This is a genomic window from Virgibacillus sp. FSP13, from assembly GCF_054048505.1.
Map to the genome: position 1 here is coordinate 198,614 of NZ_JBSVKG010000003.1, position 17,972 is coordinate 216,585.

Below are 17,972 nucleotides of genomic sequence, written 5' to 3' on the forward strand. Positions count from 1 at the left end.
ACTAAATGATAAACGGCGAATCTCTTCGTTGACGGCAAAGGAACTTCTACTAAACCCGCCCACGTCAATAGCCAACGCAGAAGTCAGCACGTCCTGTGCAAGTCCGGTCCTCAAGACTTCGCCGCCTCGATCTTCTTGTTTCTAATTTACCGACTTTTTGAACACATATAATACCTACTGAGTTTTAAAAGAGAGGATTTTATTTACATGAGCAAAACAGTCGTATTAGCAGAAAAGCCGTCTGTTGGCAGAGATATTGCTAGAGTACTTCATTGTACGAAAAAAGGGAATGGCTACATGGAAGGTTCGACCCATATTGTAACATGGGCATTAGGGCATTTGGTGACGCTTGCCGATCCGGAAGTGTATGACGATAAATATAAAACATGGAAGCTTGATGATTTACCAATGCTCCCCAATCATCTGAAATTGGTCGTGATGAAAAAAACGGGTAAACAATTTAATGCAGTTAAAACCCAAATGACCCGTAAAGACGTAGGGGAAATTGTGATTGCAACTGACGCTGGGCGCGAGGGGGAACTTGTTGCCCGCTGGATTATCGAAAAGGCACGTGTGAACAAGCCGGTGAAACGACTGTGGATTTCATCGGTGACAGATAAAGCAATTCGTGACGGATTCAAACATCTAAAGCCAGGCCGTAACTATGAAAACTTATATGATGCGGCTGTAGCTCGATCGGAAGCGGATTGGTATGTTGGATTGAACGCAACGCGAGCATTGACAACGAAATTTAACGCACAATTGTCTAGTGGGCGTGTGCAAACACCAACACTGGCGATGATTGCAGCAAGGGAAAAAGAAATTCAGTCGTTTAAACCGGAGAAGTTTTATGGAATTGAAGCAAAAACAATGAAAGGTTTTAAACTAACTTGGCAAGACAGGAAGAATAATAGCAGCCGGACTTTTTCAAAAGAGAAAGCAGAAAGTTTGCTAGTAGAATTGAAAAATAAACCGGCAACAGTTGTTAATGTTGATAAGTCGTACAAAAAGAAATATGCACCACAATTATACGACTTAACCGAATTACAACGGGATGCAAACCGGATTTTTAATTTTTCCGGAAAACAAACATTGTCCCTTATGCAAAAATTATATGAGCAGCATAAAGTGTTGACCTATCCACGGACGGACTCACGGGTGATTTCGACGGACATTGTTCCTACATTGAAAGATCGTGTCAAAGCATGTGGGGTTGATCAATATGCCAAGGCTGCAGGTAAAGTGTTAAAACGTGATTTGAAGTTATCCAAATCTGTAGTTGATAATGCGAAGGTTTCGGATCACCATGCCATTATCCCAACCGAACAGTCAGTCATGTTAGCTGATCTAAATGACAAGGAACGAAAAATATATGATCTAGTAGTGAAACGATTTTTGGCAGTATTGTCAGACCCATATGAATATGAGCAAACGACTATAGAAGCCCAGATCGGCAAAGAACGGTTCACAGCAAAAGGCAAAATTGTAAAAAAACAAGGCTGGAAGGAAATTTATGATCGATCTGGTAACGATGAGTCTAATGATGAAGCAGGAGATCAACGGTTACCATCTGTTAAAAAGGGTGATACGTTTACCGATTTGCGTGTGACAATCACAAGTGGAGAAACAAAACCGCCAGAGCGTTTTACGGAAGGTGCACTATTACAGGCAATGGAAAACCCTGTTCGTTACATGGGTAAGGATGAAAAACATTTGGCAGGTACAATCAATAAAACAGGTGGGCTTGGTACGGTTGCCACTCGGGCTGATATTATTGAAAAGCTGTTCAACAGTCAATACATGGAAATGAAAGGAAAACATATTTTTATCACATCAAAAGGCCGGCAGCTGCTTGACCTTGTGCCGGAAGATTTGCGCTCCCCAGCATTAACTGCAGAATGGGAACAAAAACTAACTGCAATTGCAGAAGGACAGCTAAAAAAAGATCGCTTCATTGCTGAAATGAAAGGTTATGCCAAAGAAGTGGTGCACGAGATTAAAACAAGTGATGCAACATTTAAACACGATAATATGACAGGAACAAAATGCCCTGAATGTGGAAAACTTATGCTTGAAGTCAACAATAAACATGGACGTATGCTCGTGTGTCAAGATCGCTCGTGTGGACACAAGAAAAACATTGCTAAGCACACAAATGCTCGCTGCCCAAACTGTCACAAGCGTATGGAATTACGCGGTGAAGGGGAAGGTCAAATGTTCACATGTAAATGTGGCCACAGAGAAAAACTTTCAACGTTTAATGAACGGAAACAACATGAGAAGAAAAATAAAGTATCGAAAAAAGACGTTAATAAATATTTGAAAAAACAAGACGATGGTTTTAAAAATAATGCATTGGCTGAGCAACTGGCCAAGCTTAAAAAATAAGATGGAAGGATCCTCTGCTCCGGTAGGGGATTTTTTATGTTTGAAGCAAAGATTATTTTACTCATAATTCCCCATATTAAAAATAAGATAATGACAAGTGATAATAGCAAGGATTATCACCTAGTATTAAAACTTTATGGAGATTGGAGGGTAGAGAAGATGTCGAATAGTCAAGATGAGCTGGCGCGTGCTACTGGGACGAAACGGATTGATAAGTTAGATTTTCATATTGGTGCTTTTGGTGCTGCTGTTCCATTGATATTTTTTGTTGTTTGGGCGATCACAACAAGTGTTTTGCAAATGTCATCGGAAATTGGACTAGTAATGGGTGCAGTTCTCGGGCTGACACTTGGGTTATTTTTTTGTAAAAGTAAATGGGCAGATTATGCGCAAGGCTTGTTTGATGGATTGGCTCAACCGGTTGGGGTCATTGCAATGGTGGCTTGGTTCTATGCGGGTATGTTTGCGCAAATCTTACAGGTTGGAGGTCTAGTAGAAGGACTTGTCTGGATTGGTGCAGTAACAGGGTTAGAAGGTGGTCTATTTGTTGCCTTAACATTTTTGCTTGCATCAACTTTTTCAACAGCGGTTGGAACTGGCTATGGTACAACGGTAGCGTTCTGTACGTTAATGTATCCTGCTGGGATTGCGGTCGGTGCTGATCCTGTTATGCTTTTCGCGGCGATATTGGCTGGTGCTGTTTTTGGGGATAACTTGGCACCAGTATCAGATACAACCATTGTTTCTGCTACGACTCAGGATGCCGATGTACCTGGTGTTGTAAGGAGTCGTTTCAAGTATGCAATTGTTGCCGCAATACCTGCTGTCGTTCTATTTGCTATTTTTGGTGGAGGTGGAACGGTAGAAGCAGATCAGGCAGCTTTGACCGCGATGATCGACTCAACGAATCCGAGTGGGCTGATCATGTTGGTGCCGTTTGCGATTGTCCTTATTCTTGCGTTAACAGGACAGCATTTGATCACATCATTGACATGGGGAATAGTGGCTGCCGTTCCACTAATTTTGCTGTTCAATTTAGGAAAAATTGGCGATATTATTAGTTTCAACCCGGATTCCGATGCGATTGTTGAAGGTGCTTTAATTGATGGTATTGCCGGGTATATTAATATGGCCATCCTCATCCTTTTAATTGTTGCCGCAGCTCATTTATTACGTTTAGGCGGGACAATGGAAGCTATTACTAGGGGCTTAGTGAAATGGATTAAAAACTCTATTCGTCGTGCTGAACTTGCCATTTGGGCGATTGTTGCTCTCTTGAACAGTGCGATTACGATTAACACAGCGGCAGAAATTGCGGCGGCACCGTTTGTTAAAGAACTTGGGGAAAAATATAAAATTCATCGCTACCGACGATCAAACATGCTTGATGCAGTAACTTCAGCACTTGGATATATTTTCCCTTGGGGTGCACCAGTGTTATTAGGGTGGTCCACGATCAAACTTATGCAAGAAACATATTCGTGGTTACCAGTTGTAGAACCGACTGCTGTATTCCCATTCGTTTTCCAAGGCTGGTTCCTCGTGATTGTCATGCTGATCGCTGCGATAACCGGCTGGGGGTTACGCTATCAAGGGAAAAATGGGGAAGAATTGAAAGAGATGCCGGAAGAATAGATCGTTGTTGTAGGCTGTAAAAATGAAAACGAATGAAGAACGGGTTCGATGTTCTTCATTCGTTTTTGTTGTCAATCTCTAATTCCCTTTTTTGTTATTCTGTTATATTTCGTAATGCTTTCTCCACATCTGTAGTTGGTTGCTTACAGGCAAAATTCTCACAAACATAGACAGTTGTTGTATCTCCAATTTGCTTGTATTCCACTACAAAAGGAACAATTTCAGCAAAACCTTCTGCCGTTTCCCCTGTTAAAACTGTAACAGCAGGGAGAAATTCTTCTTGAAGCTGTGTCAACAATTTCTTTCGGTCGGGGTCATTTTCCGTACCAAGTATGACCACTTCTTTTGTCGGGTTTTCAGTTAGAAGGAGACTTTGCAGGAACTGTGTACTACCAGGCGCATGCCGTTCAATATCATCATAAAACGTGGCGTACATTTCTTCGTTCTTATCGAGGTATTTTGTCTCCCCTGTTAAAAACCCGATCCGAACAAGCATCAACGCTGCAACACTGTTTCCAGATGGCAAGGCACCATCATAAATTTCTTTTTCACGTGAGATTAATTCCTCGCTATCATTTCCATTAAAGAAAAACCCGCCATTCTCCTTGTCCCAGAATAAGTCGATCATGTTAACAGTAAGGTTTTGTGCCTTTTTTAGGTAATCCAATGAAAATGTTGTGTCGTACAGCTCAATATAGGCCCATAATAGAAAAGCATAATCATCGATGTAGCCATTGTATTTTACTTCGCCATCACGATAACGTGCCTTTAGCCGATCATCTTGGAAGAGTTTTTCCTCGATAAATGTGATTGCTTTTTCCGCTTTTAAAATATATTGTTTTTCGCCAAAGACCTTTCCTGCTTTTGCTAATGCAGCAATCATTAAACCATTCCAGGAAGTTAAAATTTTATCATCGACATGTGGATAAACCCGCTTTTCACGCGTTTCTAAAAGTGGTTCCCGAGCTTGTTCTAGTTCGTTTTGCAATGATTCATAGCTAAGGTTATTCTCCCGAGCAAACTCCTTAACATTGGTGTCGATCAAGTTCGGTATATTTTTCCCTTCAAAATTCCCATAGGGTGTCATGTTATAAACAGCAGCATATAAATCGCCAAGGTCCTCACCAAGTACATCAAATATTTCTTCGTACTCCCACACATAGTATTTTCCTTCTTCACCTTCTGAATCAGCATCAATTGCAGAATAAAATGCCCCTTCCGAACTCGTCATTTCTCTTTCGATGAACACGATGATTTGTTCTGCTATCTTTTTATAAAATGGATCCTTTGTAATTTGATAACACTCGGTAAAAGCCATTAACAAAAGTGCATTATCGTAAAGCATTTTTTCAAAGTGGGGGACAAGCCATGCTCTATCTGTCGAATATCGGGAAAAACCAAAGCCAACATGATCATAAATCCCACCATCTGCCATGGAATGTAATGTTTTCTCAACCATTTCAAGTCCTGCTTTATTTTCTGTGAAATGATAATAGCGCATCAAAAACAGCAAGTTCTGCGGGGCGGGAAATTTGGGTGCTGCCCCAAATCCACCGTATTCCATATCAAACATCCTGCCGAGTTGATCAAATGCCTCGTTGGTACTAGCTAATGTCAGACGCTTATCACTTTTCGCAGCTACACTTTTTTGCAATGCATCTGTCACACTTTCCGTTACTTCTTGAATATGTGCCGGATCGTTTATGTACTTTTGTTGGAGCTGGGTAAGGGCTTCGATAAGACCAGGCCTACCGTACTTGCTTTCTTTAGGAAAATAAGTCCCAGCATAAAACGGAATCTTATCTGGCGTCATAAAAATGGTAAGCGGCCAGCCACCTTGACCAATCATCATCTGACATACCTTCATGTAAACCGAATCAACATCAGGGCGCTCTTCACGATCAACTTTTATTGCGATATAATGTTCATTTAGCATAGCTGCAACTTCTTCATCTTCAAACGATTCATGGGCCATGACATGACACCAATGGCAAGTCGAGTAGCCGATGGAAAGGAAGATTGGTTTGTTTTCCTGTTTTGATTTTTCGAATGCTTCATCACCCCATGGATACCAGTTAACTGGGTTATAGGCATGTTGGAGCAGGTATGGGGATTTTTCATTGATTAATCCATTGGGTATACTATTTTTGTTTGATGTCATATGGTACTACCTCCACTTAGTAGGTTTGTTTTTATGTTACCCCAACAAACAAGAAAAAGACACTCAAGTGAGTATCTTAACATTACGACATTGTTGTCTTTTGTGGTTTCATCTATTTTTAAGTTCTTTTTTAATGTGGATTGCCCAAAGTGGCTGATTGCTTGACTCGTAAGTTATGACACCGTGCGAGGATTCTAATATAGTTTCACCATCAGACTTACTGTTATCAATGACAACCAGATTATCAATTAGTTTTAAATTTTCCAGAAGGTTAGTCATAGAGGTAATGTTTCTTCTGAGGATGTCTTCAGTAGGGATATGATGACCTCCATTTTTTACACGCCAGGCTACCCGTTCTATATTTTGCTTAACCTTTTTAAGGCCAATATAAAACATTGAAATTTCAAAGCCACATATCTTTGCCTTATCCATTTGCCTTATTGCATTCTTTCCGCCAAGTGTTGTTTCAATGGAAAAACTTTTTTGTTCATTTATGCATTCATAAACCATTCTGAAAGCTTCTTTTCCAGCGGCAAATCGCTTACTTTCAGGGTCAGAGGAATCAAGCCTACGAGCTATACTATCAGGGTCAATATTAATTTCCAACCCCAACTTGTCGATCAATAAATTCCGAATCGTACTTTTACCGCTGCCGTTGTTTCCTGCAAAAACATACATAACGGGATTTTTATCAATTTGTTTCATTTTTTTCACCATATGATTTTTGATCTAATTTAATAACTTTACCATCTGGATATTCTTGAACAATTCCCTTTTCTGTTTCATATACAATACACGTATCATTTGCTTTTGCATCTATTCTTGCTCTATCTCCTGTCATTTTCACCCATTTATCAATCCAAGCAAATTTACGTTCATACTTCTTGTTCTCTGTCCTGTTTTCAGGCATAAAAACACCACCCTGGCCTTTATTTATATTATAGTTATTATAGCATATAAAACGAACGGTTATGAGTTGCAAATGGGTTGTTTTTTTAGTTTCTTTGCACCAAATGAAGGAGAAAAAGACGGTGATATATTCAAAATGGTGCCCTAGTTGTTAATAAGGAACATGACACTAATGGCTCGTGTATAGGTTTATTTTCATGTTTTGCCTTCTCAAATGCTTCATCACCCCATGAAAACTGTCAACAGGGTTAGGAGCATGTTGTAAAAGGTGTGGTGATTTCTCATTGATTAATCTATTGGACTTGCTTTTATTTGTTGTTATGTATCACTTTCTTGTAGCATCCTTGTATATGTTACCTAGATCAAAGCTGAATGAGGTATAAACCTTCATCTTTGGATCTAGGTATTGCTCTATATCTTTTTATGACTATTTTATTTTCCATTGACGTCTTGATTCAAAGTTGTTATTATTTTTCTATTGTTTTAAAAGAATAGTGCACCTTGTATAAGTTCAAGAATATGGCTTGGACGTTTCTACCAGCTACCCCAAATAGCTTGTCTACAAGGAATGGGAAATAGATGATATTTTTTATTCCTTTTGCAGATAAAACTTTGGCATGCTTGTGGCCAAAGTTTTTTTAATTTCAAGGAAATAATAAAATGAAATGGCTGTGGCAACCTAACTACAGAATCATTCGCGTCTATTCTTCAATCTAGCAGAATAGGGAGATAAGAACATCATGAAAAACTTTTTTAAATTTACGGAACGGAATACTTCATATAAACAGGAAACTTTAGCAGGACTGACAACTTTCCTTTCCGTAGCTTATATTTTAGTCGTAAACCCACTTATCCTTAGTCAAGCGGGGATGGATAGGGGGGCTGTTTTTACCGCAACAGCTCTAACTGCTATCATCGGTACCCTACTTATTGGTTTACTCGCTAACTACCCAATCGCTATTGCGCCGAGTATGGGATTGAATTCGTTTTTCACTTTTTCCGTTTGTATCGGGATGGGAATCGAATGGCAAGTTGCCTTAACTGGTGTCTTTATTGCTGGAATCATTTTTGTGTTATTAAGTTTACTGAAAATCCGGGAAAAGATTATTAATGTTATTCCACAGGATTTAAAATTTGCCATTGCTTCTGGAATAGGATTTTTCATCGCGTTTATCGGGTTGAAAAATGCAGGAATTATCATTTCAAATCCGGATACATTTGTTACCATCGGAGAAATAGCATCCCCTATGACAGCACTTGCTGTAATTGGACTTATTATAACCGTATTTATGCTAGTGCGAGGAATCAATGGGGGGATTTTCTACGGAATCGTGATTACAACCATTATTGGGATGATCATCGGGTTAATTAACATTCCTTCATCCATCGTTGGAAAGATACCAAGTCTTGAACCAACGTTTGGTGAGGTGTTCTTACATTTTAATGATATTTTCACCCCTGAAATAGTAGCAGTTATCTTCACCTTTTTATTTGTTGCCTTCTTTGATACAGCTGGTGCATTAATTGGGATTACCAGTCAAGCAGGAATTATGAAAGGCAATAAAATTCCAAACATTGGACGTGCACTGCTTGCCGATTCTTCAGCTGGTGCAATTGGGGCTATATTGGGAACATCAACCCCTGCCACTAGTGTCGAATCTTCTGCCGGTGTTGCAGTTGGAGGACGAACAGGATTCACGTCTGTCATTATTGCTGCTTGTTTTGCAATTGCTTTATTCTTTTCTCCTATTCTTGCAGTTATAACTGCCGAGGTTACGGCACCTGCATTAATCATTGTAGGAGCGTTAATGGCAATGCAAATAAGTAAAATAAACTGGACTAAATTGGAGGTTGTGATTCCATCTTTCATGACGATTATCATGATGCCTCTTACTTCTAGTGTGGCAACAGGTATTGCATTTGGATTTGTTCTTTATCCGCTATCTTTAATCGCACAAAAGCGTTTTAAAGAAATTCATCCGATTATGTACGTGTTATGTTTGTTGTTTATTTTGTACTTTGCTTTTGTAGCATAGAAAGCTTGCCTCATTCAGGTAAGCATATTAGTCATTATAAAGTAGACAAAAACTGCCAATTCTTTATTGAAGAATTGACAGTTTTACGTTCAGAGGTGGATGGGGAGGGGGGATATCAACCGGAAACTGAGACATCGACCAAAATCCGGATAGCATCTGTCAATAAACAAAAACATCAGCCATTTTCCCGGGCCTGGGATTCCTTATGTGCGATCCTCCTCACCGATAACCATTTCAGCAATTTTACTTGATACCCAACGTTTTGCTGTTTCTTCATCGATTTCATAAGTTTTTCCTGCTCGTAATAAATCACCATGATATGCTGTTTGAACGTTCATTTTAACTTTCACCATTAGAGTGTCTCCTTTAACGTCGTATAAGAAATTATATTAGTACGATAATCTACCATATAATTATAACGATTTTTATTTGTGTTGGCTATATTTTCAACTGGCTAAAAGATTCATACTCATACCGCAAACAGTCACCAATAGGCTATGGCATATTATCTTGTACTGTGACAATCGAAAAAATAAATAACTTATCCACATTTTCAGCAAAAATTCATAAGTTCGTCACAATAATTTTGTTTAATTTGTGAACAATAATTGTATTAATTGAAAGTAATTCTCATTATCAAGTAGAATGTAAATAGAATATAAATCAAGCTCCAGGAGATGATTTTAATGGCCAAAATAATTATGATGGATGCAAGTATGACAGGTAGCACTGAAATGATGGCAGATGCCATTGCTGATTATATAAAAAATGCAGGACATGAAATAGTAAGAAAGTCATTTGATTTTGATCCGATCGATGTCCAAGAATTGTTGGATTACGATGGGATATTAATTGGATCTTATACATGGGATGATGATTTGCCGTATGAAGTGGAAGATTTTTATGAGGAATTGGACGATGTTGATTTAACAGGAAAACTAGTCGGAGTCTTTGGCTCTTGTGATTCATTTTATGACTCCTATGGTGCTGCACTCGAAACAATTGCCGCTAGAGTACCGAAAATCGGTGGAACAATGTATGGTGAAAAATTAAAAGTTGAGCTAGAACCAAATGATGAAGATATTGAACATTGTAAACGTTTTGCTGCAGGGTTCTTGGAGGAACTGGATAAATAAAAGGATAGATAAGTCGTGCACTCGGGCCAGAAAGTCGCGCACCCGGGCCGGGAAGTCGCGCACTCGGGCCAGAAAGTCGCGCACTCGGGCCGGGAAGTCGCACACTCGGGCGAAAAAATTGTGCACCCGGGCCGAGAAGTCGCGCAGCCCTAGGCCAAATTTGTGCACTCAATCTGGGGTTGCATGCTCCCAGTCCGTCCTAATGACTATCCCAACTCACTTATCCAGCGTCACAGCACGCTTCCCCATGGACGCCCAATTCCGTTCAAATAACCTTCTGTCATAATGTTCTTCTCTTCCTGTATATGGGTCATTTACGATTATATGATCGTCATTGAAACCTGTAATAACAACGGCATGTTCATACCGGTACCATTCAATCGTGTTCCCGCTGTCGTCGATCCATGTTTTGCTGTGGAACGTTTCGTTTTGCTCGATTGTTGTCCACGCCATTACAGGTTTCCCTGATCTTACTATATCAAGTAGCATGTCAAAATCTTGCCCGGTCAAATTGATTCCTATTTCAGGCATGAATTTTTCAATCGTTGCTAAAATAGGTTTTTCAAACACACCAAAACTGCCATCATCGGAGTATGGATCCCCGACGAATTGTTTATTTGGATTTGCCCCATACCATCCACCGTCTATTAATTTTACTTTTTCCCCTTTAGGAAGTTTATCTACTACATCAAATTTGCTTACTAGTTGGCCGCCCCAATTCAATAACATGGCTAATGCTGTTGCCTCACAACCAGTAGGGAGCTCAGGATGTTGATTCAATGTTGGTACTTCGGAAATTTTTACAAAAGCATGCTCATTTACCATTTCGCATTCCCCCTTTTAACCTCACTATACTATATTCTCACTCGTAAATCCTATTCCCACTGATGAAAAAATATCAACCCCAATCTCATATCAGTAGTTCGTCGTCTGCCCATATGTTAAACTAAACAAAATGAGGTGAAACAATGATTTTAGAATTAAAAGTAACATTGCGTGATGTTGGTATGCCAGTTTGGCGTAAGCTTCAAGTAGATAGCAGAATAACGTTTGAGGAACTTCATAACGTATTACAGTTGGCATTTGATTGGACTGACACGCATCTACATAGTTATTTTGTAAAGAAAACAAATGGCGTAAAGACGGATGAGATCGAAATAACGCAGGACACAGAGATAGATTTAGATACACCAATAATGCAGGAAACATATCAAGAAAACGAGGAAGCTCTTTCCGATTGGTTTAAAAAAGTGAATGATAAGGTAATGTACATATACGACTTTGGTGATGATTGGCAGCATGAAATTTTACTCATGAAAAAAATCACAGCCGAAAAAGATACCATATATCCACGCTGTGTCGGTGCAAGAAATGTTGCTCCTCCTGAAGATAGCCGAATGGAAGTTATTATGGAGGAAATTGATTTAAACGTTACGGATTCCAAGCAATTGGTTAAACAAATAAATGAGGATTTGCATACTGAATTAGCAGGAAAACATATGGAAAATCTGGCAGACGGTAAAGATCCTGAATTTGATCTGTGGGAGGACCTATTTTTAAATGCAAAGGAATTCCATAAAATGAAGCCATGGAATTACATGGATGATAGTCAAATTTTCGCTGTGGTTGATCCCATTTCAAAAGAACGGTTATTTTGCTCAGTTCTTGGATCTGGTGGTGAAACGTTTGGACTGGCTGTCTATGTAGGGAAATCAGGATATAATGCATTCTTAGACATTATGGATGGTGCCATCGATGATTTCGATGTAGTGTTAAATCAGCGAAGTTTACTCGTTACCTTTGAAGATAGAGAAGAACTGGAAAAAGAAGATTATCAGTTGATAAAAACATACAATGTTCCATTCCGCGGTCGAAAAACATGGCCTGAATTCCGCAGTTTTAAACCCGGATTTGTACCATGGTTTATTGACGATGAAGAAGCACGGATGATGAATATCGTATTGGAAGAGGCAATTGAAGTTTGTAATGAAATAAAAGCAGGGTTAGAAATACCGAATCTGTATGAGGATGAGCAAGTATTCGCAAAGGTTCCCCAAAAAGCCGATGATAGCTATGTTTTTGAAAGTCAAATTCTCTCATTGGAAGGGTATGGAGCTGATGAAGAATCATCGGAAACACCACTGTCCGTCTCGGAATTTGACTTGAAACGAGTGCAAAAGTTTAACAAGGTAATTCCCATAACCGTTGAATTTTCCATGCAACATTTAAGCATGCCTGTACAGGATGAAGAAAGTGGACGGGGAGTTTTCCCATTGTTTGTAGTAGCCGCTGATCATGATCAAGGATTGGTATTTTATCAAAATTTATTAACCAATAGTTCAGATATTGGTGCACAACAACGCGAACTTATCAACATGTTATCCGTTGTTGAGGGGATTCCAGAAAATATTTTGATGGATAGGAAAACCGCAATTACCATGCTTCCTTTGATCGAAAAAGCGCAATTACCAGTGGAAGTGACCGTACAGTTGCCAGTTGTGGAAGAAGTGTTAGAGGGGTTGGAGGATTTTATTGGGTAGGGAATAAGTAACCATGTAAAACGTTTTTCTTATCGAAAGGATCTTGACCATACTTGGGGTCAAGGTCCTTTCTTTGTTTTTGAAGACTTAAGGAAGCTCCTAAGCATGTACAATGTTTCATGTTTTGAAATTTTGTACCATAAATTTTTATTACCTTGATTTTTTATTCCAATGAGAATATGATGTATTTGTAAGCGCTTATATTATCTCGGTTGGAGGTATCAATCTTGGACGGAGTTTTATATAAAGTAAGAGAATCTCTTGACTATGTAAAGCCGGCAGAAAAATCTGTTGCCGAGTATATTTTAAAACATCCAGAATCTGTAGTATCGATGTCTGTGAAAAAATTGGCAGCTGAAAGTTATTCAAGTGCAGCAGCTGTTATGAGATTTTGCCAATCACTTGGTTATAAAGGATTTAGGGAGTTTAAATTAAAATTATCAGGTGATCTATCTGTTATTAATTTACATGATCTGGATAAAGAAGCATTAGTACCAGGTGATTCGATTGAAGATATTATGTCAGTGATAACGAACAATAATATTCAATCTCTGTTCGACACACTGCAACTGCTTTATAAAGATCAATTAGAGATAGCGTATCACTATTTGGTGGAGGCAAGGAAAATTGACTTTTATGGAGTCGGTTCAAGTTATCTAATTGCTTATGATGCGGTTCAAAAGTTTTCAAGGATCAATAAAATTTGTACTGCATACAGTGACTTTCACATGCAGAAAGTTTCCGCTGTAAACCTAAGTGATCAAGATGTTGTTGTGGCAGTATCGTACTCTGGTGAGACACCGCAAATAATTGATTGTGCTAAGATTGCAGAATCTCAGGGTGCGAAGGTAATAGCCATTACGAAATATGCCGATTCAACTTTAAGTAAAATGGCGGATGCTGTGTTATTTGTGGCGGCCCAGGAAGATGAATTTAGGAGCGCTGCAATGTCATCAAGAATCGCACAGCTAAATGTGATCGATATGTTATATACAGCATGTGCTTATGAAGATTATGAAAGCGCGCTCACTCATTTAAACCGAACACATCAGGTCATACAACAAAGTAAAAAGGGAGGAAAGTAGACGTGCTTGAAAAGCTCACAACTGAAACACGTAATGAAAAGACAATGAAGTTAGATGAAATGTCAACATATGACGTTTTAAATGTAATGAATGAGGAGGATAAAAAGGTCCCTCAAGCGGTGGAAAAAGAACTAAAATCGATTGAAAAGGCCGTTAAACTAGTAATTGACTCGTTCCAAAAAGGTGGCAGGTTGATTTATATTGGTGCTGGAACGAGTGGTCGTCTTGGTATTTTGGATGCAGTGGAGTGCCCCCCAACTTTTGGAACCGATTTCGAAATGGTACAGGGAATAATCGCTGGTGGTCAAGGTGCGTTAATTAATGCTGTGGAAGGTGCAGAGGATGATCCGATTCTGGCAGAAAATGATTTGCGGGCGCTGGACCTAAATGAAAAAGATACACTAGTTGGATTAGCGGCAAGTGGGAGAACCCCTTATGTTATCGGTGGATTATCATATGGAAAAAAAATCGGGGCGAATACGGTAGCCGTTAGTTGTAATAAGCATGCTGAAATCGGGCGTGATGCAGATGTTTCGATTGAAGTAATGGTAGGACCGGAAGTATTAACGGGGTCAACTCGCTTAAAATCGGGAACAGCCCAAAAATTGGTTGTTAACATGATTTCGACAGGGGCAATGATTGGAATTGGAAAAGTTTATGGTAATTTAATGGTTGATGTTCAATTAACCAATAAAAAACTTGTGGAACGGGCAAAAAATATTATTTCATTGGCAACACAGGTCGATTATGAAACGGCCGCTAATTATCTAGTATCTGCCTACTATAAACCAAAAGTTGCGATTGTCATGATAGAAAATCAATGTAGTTTTGAAGAAGCAGAACAAAAATTGGTAGATTCGCGCGGCTTTGTCCGTCAGGCAATTGAAGATCCAAACAAAGAGGGTGGGAACAATGAATAATCGAGAACTTGCGCAAGCCATTTTAGAGCAACTAAATGGGAAAAAGAATATCGCTAGTTTTACGAATTGTATTACTCGTTTACGGGTTAATGTTAAAAAACGAGAGAACATCGATTTAGAAAGCATTAAACAACTTGATGGTGTTTTAGGTGTTATTGACAATGAAACAATTCAAGTAGTGCTAGGACCAGGAAAGGTAACAAAGGTTGCGAATGAATTCCGAGATCTAACGAATATGGACGCAGAAGAAATGGATACGGAAGAGGAATTCGATGTTGCTAGTGATACTAAAGCAGCATATAAAGCGAAACAAACATCAAGTGTTCAACAAGTATTACGTCATATTGGAAACATTTTCGTTCCACTAGTTCCTGGGTTTGTAGCTTCCGGTTTACTGCTTGGAATTGCCAATCTTATCTTGAACCTTGCAAATCCGGATGCGGGTGTACTTGATCCTGCTATCCTAGAATCAAATTGGTATTTGTTACTGAAATCAATTGGTGGTTTATTATTTGGATCACTCGGTGTATTTGTCGGAATCAATACGGCAAAAGAATTTAAAGGAACATTGGTACTTGGTGGTATTGCCGGGCTGATGATTTACGCCCCGGTCTTAAATGATATCGGTTCCATGAATTTTTTCGGATTAGATTTACAGATTAGTACTGGTTTAGGTGGTTTATTAGGTGTTGTTGTAGCAGCATATATCTTTGCAAAGATTGAGAACTTTATTCGTAAAAGGACACCTGATAGTCTTGATTTATTATTAACACCATTAATTACAATTATTATAGGATCTGTCATTACACTTGTTGTAATTCAACCACTTGCTGGCTGGATTATGAGTGGCATTACCTGGTTTTTAGTTGACGTAATGTTGAAAATCGGTGGAGTACTAGGAGGGTATGTACTTGCTGCAACGTTCCTACCACTTGTAACAGTTGGTATGCACCAAGGTTTAATTCCAATTCATCTTGAACTTATAAATAGCACTGGTTCAACAACTTTGTTACCGATTTTAGCAATGGCAGGCGCTGGACAAGTAGGGGCAGCAATTGCTATATATCTAAAAACAAAAGATAAACGTTTGCGAAATACAGTTGCCAACGCTTTGCCTGTAGGTATTCTGGGAATCGGGGAACCACTGATTTACGGGGTTGTACTACCTTTAGGACGACCATTTATCACAGCATGTTTAGGAGCAGGGTTTGGTGGGGCATTCTTATCACTTAGCAGTGTTGGTGCAATTTCCGTTGGGCCGTCTGGTTTAGCATTAATTCCGCTAATTGCAGATAACAATTATCTACTTTACATTGCCGGCTTAATTATTTCATATGCAGGTGGATTCGTTTTAACCTATTTATTCGGATACAAGGAGAAATTGGTTAATAAACTATACAATGATAGCGAAGCGGGAAAAACGGTAGAAAATAAGGATGAAAACAAAAAAGAAGAAAATGTTGATCTAGTCAATGACAAGGCAATTTTCAGTCCATTAACTGGAGCACTTGTCCCACTTGAAGCGGTAAATGATGAGGTATTCTCATCCGGTTCTGTTGGAAAAGGAGTTGCGATTATTCCTACTGATGGTCAGTTACGCGCACCTGTGAATGGAACTGTAACAACAGTGTTTCCTACAGGGCATGCGATTGGGATCACATCTAAAGAAGGTGTAGAGATTCTCATGCACATCGGCCTTGACACTGTGGAATCAGAAGGAAAGTTTTTTGATGTAAAAGTCAAAAAGGATGCTAAGGTGGAAAAAGGGGACTTGTTATCGGTCATTGATATCGAAGGCATTGCAAATGCTGGTTATGACCTAACCTCGCCACTTGTAATTATGAATTCAGGTGACTATCAATCTATCGTTAGTACGGAGTCCGAAAATATGAAAACAGGTGATTTACTGCTTACAATAGATCGATAATATTGATCGTTCTACAAAATCATAAATAAAAGAAATCGTATCTTTTGGTTTTTTAACCCTGGGATACGGTTTTTATTTTTTAGGGATTAGCACCCAGTTTGTGTCCCATAATTTGACTAAAGACAGCACGAACATATTTCTACCAGTGTATAAATATATTTTTAGATAACAAAATGTTGGGAAGGAATTTGATAATAAGAGGGTGATTTTAAATGGCCTATGTGATAGGAATTGATGGTGGTGGCACAAATACGAGAGCAGTTTTAGCTGACTTAGGTGGGAAAATTTACGCAACAGCTTTTGCTGGATCAACGAATCCGAATACGGTTTCACAACAGGTTTTAATGAATACATTTGCTCGTATAATGGGTGAATTAGAAAATGAGGCTCCAAGACAGTATGAACAGGTAATGACTATTTTTGCTGGTATATCGGGATCCAGTGGTGAATTGGCAAAAGAAAAAGTAAAGCAAATTATCCATCATATTGTGTCTGAACGTATCACCGTGATTGTTGAAACAGATGCAATGAACGCCTTATATTCCGGTACATACGGAGAATATGGGATGGTTCAAATTGCAGGTACCGGGTCCGTAACTTATGGGATGAACCAATTTCGCAAACAAGGGCGAGTAGGAGGATGGGGGTATTTAGTTGGTGATGAAGGAAGTGGTTATACTATTGGGCAGCAAGGAATTGCAGATTCATTAAAGTCATACGATGGACGAGGACAAGGAACGGTCTTATTAGAGATGTTGTATGACTATTTCCAAGTGACAAATGGAGAACAATTAATAAGCCACGTTTATTCCTCATCAAATCCCAAAAATGAAATATCATCGGTAGCAAAGCTTGTCTTTGAAGCGTATAAACGGAAAGATGTTATCGCGGAAAAAATCATAAACGATGCCAGCGATGATTTGATAGTATGTGTAACCACATTGTATAAAAAATTATTTAAAAACGAACGAGTCAAACTTGTACTTTGTGGTGGTGTTTTTTCAGATCTGGATATACTTCCATCCCTAATTAAAAGTGGATTAAAAAACCATACCAATATGGTGAATGTTGTGATTCCTACAATTCCTCCAGTTGGCGGGTCGATTATAGCTGCGTATATTGCAGCAGGTGAAAAAATAAATAAAAACACGATACACCGTTTGCAAACCAACTTTAATAAAATAAATAATAGTAAAGAAAAACTATAGAGCGCCATTATATTTATGATTATACAT

At 38.9% G+C, this 17,972-nt stretch carries 14 protein-coding genes, 1 pseudogene and 1 riboswitch; of the genes and pseudogenes, 9 read left to right on the forward strand and 6 right to left on the reverse strand.

The window, feature by feature from the left end:
- The first annotated feature begins 207 nt into the window (after window positions 1–207).
- Window positions 208–2,388, forward strand: coding sequence for a DNA topoisomerase III (locus tag ACW2QC_RS04760; RefSeq protein WP_457542832.1), 2,181 nt, complete (start codon window positions 208–210; stop codon window positions 2,386–2,388).
- Between the two features lie 159 nt (window positions 2,389–2,547).
- A complete protein-coding gene (locus tag ACW2QC_RS04765; protein WP_457542889.1) occupies window positions 2,548–4,023 on the forward strand; it encodes a Na+/H+ antiporter NhaC family protein in 1,476 nt (491 codons plus the stop codon).
- Window positions 4,024–4,117: 94 nt separating this feature from the next.
- Here the strand turns inward: ACW2QC_RS04765 and ACW2QC_RS04770 are convergent, their stop codons facing one another.
- The 4 genes and pseudogenes from ACW2QC_RS04770 to ACW2QC_RS04785 form a co-directional block, all read right to left on the reverse strand.
- Entirely contained in the window at window positions 4,118–6,184 is a 2,067-nt protein-coding gene (locus tag ACW2QC_RS04770; RefSeq protein ID WP_457542833.1) for a thioredoxin domain-containing protein, read from the reverse strand.
- A 108-nt stretch (window positions 6,185–6,292) separates the two neighbouring features.
- A complete protein-coding gene (locus tag ACW2QC_RS04775) occupies window positions 6,293–6,889 on the reverse strand; it encodes a zeta toxin family protein (RefSeq protein WP_457542834.1) in 597 nt (198 codons plus the stop codon).
- Complete coding sequence (locus ACW2QC_RS04780; protein WP_457542835.1) at window positions 6,876–7,094, reverse strand: hypothetical protein; 219 nt, start codon at window positions 7,092–7,094, stop codon at window positions 6,876–6,878. The genes ACW2QC_RS04775 and ACW2QC_RS04780 overlap by 14 nt, the downstream gene beginning before the upstream one ends.
- Before the next feature lie 181 nt (window positions 7,095–7,275).
- Window positions 7,276–7,415, reverse strand: a pseudogene (locus ACW2QC_RS04785) (DUF255 domain-containing protein); the annotation flags it as partial.
- 159 nt (window positions 7,416–7,574) lie between these two features.
- Window positions 7,575–7,675, forward strand: a riboswitch (purine riboswitch).
- 158 nt (window positions 7,676–7,833) lie between these two features.
- Between ACW2QC_RS04785 and ACW2QC_RS04790 the strand changes: the two are divergent.
- Window positions 7,834–9,129 (forward strand): NCS2 family permease, encoded by a 1,296-nt coding sequence (locus ACW2QC_RS04790; RefSeq protein WP_457542836.1) that lies wholly within the window; start codon window positions 7,834–7,836, stop codon window positions 9,127–9,129.
- Between the two features lie 203 nt (window positions 9,130–9,332).
- On the opposite strand, the gene ACW2QC_RS04795 is transcribed toward ACW2QC_RS04790, so the two are convergent.
- On the reverse strand, window positions 9,333–9,482 hold the full coding sequence (locus ACW2QC_RS04795; protein ID WP_457542837.1) for a hypothetical protein: 150 nt from the start codon (window positions 9,480–9,482) through the stop codon (window positions 9,333–9,335).
- Window positions 9,483–9,815: 333 nt separating this feature from the next.
- Here ACW2QC_RS04795 and ACW2QC_RS04800 point away from each other — a divergent pair, with 333 nt between their 5' ends.
- On the forward strand, window positions 9,816–10,265 hold the full coding sequence (locus tag ACW2QC_RS04800) for a flavodoxin domain-containing protein (protein WP_457542838.1): 450 nt from the start codon (window positions 9,816–9,818) through the stop codon (window positions 10,263–10,265).
- Between the two features lie 216 nt (window positions 10,266–10,481).
- Here the strand turns inward: ACW2QC_RS04800 and ACW2QC_RS04805 are convergent, their stop codons facing one another.
- Window positions 10,482–11,090: a C39 family peptidase gene (locus ACW2QC_RS04805; RefSeq protein WP_457542839.1), complete on the reverse strand. Its 609-nt coding sequence runs from the start codon at window positions 11,088–11,090 to the stop codon at window positions 10,482–10,484.
- A 143-nt stretch (window positions 11,091–11,233) separates the two neighbouring features.
- Here ACW2QC_RS04805 and ACW2QC_RS04810 point away from each other — a divergent pair, with 143 nt between their 5' ends.
- The 5 genes from ACW2QC_RS04810 to ACW2QC_RS04830 all read left to right on the forward strand — a co-directional run bounded on the left by ACW2QC_RS04810 (window position 11,234) and on the right by ACW2QC_RS04830 (window position 17,945).
- A complete protein-coding gene (locus tag ACW2QC_RS04810) occupies window positions 11,234–12,805 on the forward strand; it encodes a plasmid pRiA4b ORF-3 family protein (RefSeq protein WP_457542840.1) in 1,572 nt (523 codons plus the stop codon).
- Between the two features lie 227 nt (window positions 12,806–13,032).
- Complete coding sequence (locus tag ACW2QC_RS04815) at window positions 13,033–13,890, forward strand: MurR/RpiR family transcriptional regulator (RefSeq protein ID WP_457542841.1); 858 nt, start codon at window positions 13,033–13,035, stop codon at window positions 13,888–13,890.
- Between the two features lie 2 nt (window positions 13,891–13,892).
- Entirely contained in the window at window positions 13,893–14,810 is a 918-nt protein-coding gene (murQ, locus tag ACW2QC_RS04820; protein ID WP_457542842.1) for an N-acetylmuramic acid 6-phosphate etherase, read from the forward strand.
- Entirely contained in the window at window positions 14,803–16,737 is a 1,935-nt protein-coding gene (locus ACW2QC_RS04825; protein WP_457542843.1) for a glucose PTS transporter subunit IIA, read from the forward strand. Before murQ ends, ACW2QC_RS04825 begins: the two co-directional genes overlap by 8 nt.
- Before the next feature lie 212 nt (window positions 16,738–16,949).
- Entirely contained in the window at window positions 16,950–17,945 is a 996-nt protein-coding gene (locus ACW2QC_RS04830; RefSeq protein ID WP_457542844.1) for an N-acetylglucosamine kinase, read from the forward strand.
- The last annotated feature ends 27 nt before the right edge of the window (window positions 17,946–17,972 follow it).

Excerpts from the sequence above, each read along its gene's own strand:
- ACW2QC_RS04790 (WP_457542836.1), top strand. The coding sequence starts at position 7,834 with ATGAAAAACTTTTTTAAATTTACGGAACGGAATACTTCATATAAACAG.
- ACW2QC_RS04760 (WP_457542832.1), top strand. The coding sequence starts at position 208 with ATGAGCAAAACAGTCGTATTAGCAGAAAAGCCGTCTGTTGGCAGAGAT.
- ACW2QC_RS04795 (WP_457542837.1), bottom strand. The coding sequence starts at position 9,482 with ATGGTGAAAGTTAAAATGAACGTTCAAACAGCATATCATGGTGATTTA.
- ACW2QC_RS04825 (WP_457542843.1), top strand. The coding sequence starts at position 14,803 with ATGAATAATCGAGAACTTGCGCAAGCCATTTTAGAGCAACTAAATGGG.
- ACW2QC_RS04800 (WP_457542838.1), top strand. The coding sequence starts at position 9,816 with ATGGCCAAAATAATTATGATGGATGCAAGTATGACAGGTAGCACTGAA.
- ACW2QC_RS04805 (WP_457542839.1), bottom strand. The coding sequence starts at position 11,090 with ATGGTAAATGAGCATGCTTTTGTAAAAATTTCCGAAGTACCAACATTG.
- ACW2QC_RS04765 (WP_457542889.1), top strand. The coding sequence starts at position 2,548 with ATGTCGAATAGTCAAGATGAGCTGGCGCGTGCTACTGGGACGAAACGG.
- ACW2QC_RS04770 (WP_457542833.1), bottom strand. The coding sequence starts at position 6,184 with ATGACATCAAACAAAAATAGTATACCCAATGGATTAATCAATGAAAAA.
- ACW2QC_RS04830 (WP_457542844.1), top strand. The coding sequence starts at position 16,950 with ATGGCCTATGTGATAGGAATTGATGGTGGTGGCACAAATACGAGAGCA.
- ACW2QC_RS04780 (WP_457542835.1), bottom strand. The coding sequence starts at position 7,094 with ATGCCTGAAAACAGGACAGAGAACAAGAAGTATGAACGTAAATTTGCT.
- ACW2QC_RS04810 (WP_457542840.1), top strand. The coding sequence starts at position 11,234 with ATGATTTTAGAATTAAAAGTAACATTGCGTGATGTTGGTATGCCAGTT.
- ACW2QC_RS04775 (WP_457542834.1), bottom strand. The coding sequence starts at position 6,889 with ATGAAACAAATTGATAAAAATCCCGTTATGTATGTTTTTGCAGGAAAC.